A 1360-nucleotide genomic window follows, 5' to 3' on the forward strand; every position below is an offset into this window, starting at 1 on the left:
TAGATGCTTGCATCGAAACCATGCGTCAGACCGGTGAAGATATGGTTAGCAAATACAAAGAGACCGCCCTTAGGCGGTCTCGCAGTGAACGTAGTGGTGTGCTAACCGCCCGTTCAGTTGTTGTAGGGGTCGTTTTCCATCATTGAAGGAGGCTCGACCGTGGTGATGGTGAAGTTCGTGTTCGGGTCATTGGCGTCCGACACCGCCTGAACAAACGTCGTAAAATCACGACGGGCACCGCCTGTGATCTGATTGGCGTTGCCAACGCCGGTATGTGCCGAGTTGAAGGGCCAGTCGGGTAGGTTTTGGCCATCATCGGCTTCGCCTACTTCATTTATGAAGTCAGTTCGCAGGACTCTGATGTCGTTAGAATTGTAATCCAGATCGAAAGCGCTGTAGGCATCACTGCCGTTCTCGTCATGGCAGGAAATGCAGTTTTCAACGATCGAACTGTTGACACGATTCTGCCAAAAGGTATCGCGAGTCAGCGACCCCGGCAAAATGACGTCGTTCCATTCGAAATTATAAAGACGTAAGGTCCCGTTGGGCTGGCGCACGGCCAGATCCAGATAAAACGTATAGTTTTCCGGCTCGGTCAATCGTAATCGCCAGTCTGTATTGGTGGTGGTGTCGTAATAAAACTTGGACCATTCGGCGCCGGCGCTGTTCTGCAGCATGCTGTTTGGGATCGCCAGTGGTTCGTTGGTGCCGACTGAGTAACTGAGCAGAGCGGTGTTTTCGCCACCTTCGTCACGCTGTGCCAGATCTGAAAAATCAATGCTGACGTAGCCTTCCCAGACTTCATTGTCATCGGCCGGATCGGTATCGTGATAGACGATGCGCAGTTCGGGTTGATCAATGACCTGAGCGGTTTCCCAAGTCAATTGCGGGTCCCAGTGGGCATCTCCGTATCGGGAGTTGGTTTCAGGAGCGCAGGCGGACAGAACTGCCAGCGGAAAAGTGCTGCAGATCAATATTTTTGTACATTGACTCGTCATTTGTTGTTGGCCCGATTGAAGCTGAATGGTAAATGAACGATTCTAGAGGATTGGGTTGCAGAAAAAATGAACACGATCTAGGTTTTAGCACAAGAACTTGACTGAAGACTGACGGTTTTTGTCAGTCCGCGCCCTTGTTGGGCATTCATGTGTCACCATTCGATAACATTTCATGTTTCAAACAGGAGAAAATAATGAAAAAAACTGCCGTGTTGTTGATGGCCGGGTTGATGGTAACGTCTGCCTTCGCTGCTGATATCGAAGCGGGCAAAGCCAAAGCGGCCACCTGTGCCGCATGCCATGGTCAGAACGGTATTTCCATGGTGCCGATGTACCCGAATCTGGCCGGTCAGAAAGCGCCA

Annotated in this window: 1 protein-coding gene; it reads right to left on the reverse strand. The window is 51.0% G+C overall.

Features of this window, described 5'->3' with window-relative positions; all coding sequences use genetic code 11:
- Window positions 1–113: 113 nt before the first annotated feature.
- The gene (locus MED297_RS14515) at window positions 114–884 is read right to left on the reverse strand and encodes a hypothetical protein (protein WP_040557270.1); all 771 of its coding nucleotides are present in this window, start codon (window positions 882–884) and stop codon (window positions 114–116) included.
- Window positions 885–1360: the final 476 nt, after the last annotated feature.

The organism is Reinekea blandensis MED297 (genome assembly GCF_000153185.1).
GTDB lineage: Bacteria > Pseudomonadota > Gammaproteobacteria > Pseudomonadales > Natronospirillaceae > Reinekea > Reinekea blandensis.